This is a genomic window from Providencia sp. 2024EL-00732 (assembly GCF_044006275.1).
Classification (GTDB): Bacteria; Pseudomonadota; Gammaproteobacteria; order Enterobacterales; family Enterobacteriaceae; genus Providencia; species Providencia huashanensis.
Window position 1 is genome coordinate 1 of sequence record NZ_JBIPDG010000033.1, and the last position, 755, is coordinate 755.

The following is a 755-nucleotide window of genomic DNA, read 5'->3' on the forward strand; positions in this document are numbered from 1 at the left end:
GCGCTTACCACTTTGTGATTCATGACTGGGGTGAAGTCGTAACAAGGTAACCGTAGGGGAACCTGCGGTTGGATCACCTCCTTACCATTGAAGTGTTTTTGTGAAGTGCTCACACAGATTGTCTGATAGAAAGTAGAGCAATAGGCTATACGTGGGAGACTTACTTGAAAGAGTAGGACTTGCATGAGATACCGCAGCAGTATGTGCAATATCTTGTGTCCCCTTCGTCTAGAGGCCTAGGACACCGCCCTTTCACGGCGGTAACAGGGGTTCGAATCCCCTAGGGGACGCCAATTGCGCCGATATCGAGTGAAAGACGATGTCCCCAATAATGATTAAGCCAATTACGTTGTAGTTGGTTTAACAATTATGCTCTTTAACAATCTGGAACAAGCTGAAAATTGAAAACAACGCACATTGTTTATCGCTTAAACAATGTGAGAGTCTCTCAAAAATCTCAACTTGAAGTGTTTTTCAAACACACAAACGAGTGGCATGAGCGAGCAGTGTGAAATTCAAGGCGGCTAGCGCACAGCAAGCGCAGCGTACAATAGTACGTGAGCATTGCGAGCACTACCCAACGAAGAAGTTCACCACGCACAGCCATGACGTTAAGTGTCGTCTGATAAGAAGACACCTTCGGGTTGTGAGGTTAAGCGACTAAGCGTACACGGTGGATGCCTAGGCAATCAGAGGCGATGAAGGACGTGCTAATCTGCGATAAGCGTCGGTAAGGTGATATGAACCGTTATACC

General features: G+C 46.8%; 1 tRNA gene and 2 rRNA genes. All 3 read left to right on the forward strand.

Annotated elements, in window-relative coordinates:
• A 16S ribosomal RNA gene (locus tag ACHB7C_RS20735) occupies positions 1 to 84 on the forward strand; the annotation flags it as partial.
• 133 nt (positions 85 to 217) lie between these two features.
• Positions 218 to 293, forward strand: a tRNA-Glu gene (locus ACHB7C_RS20740).
• A gap of 357 nt (positions 294 to 650) precedes the next feature.
• Positions 651 to 755, forward strand: a 23S ribosomal RNA gene (locus ACHB7C_RS20745); the annotation flags it as partial.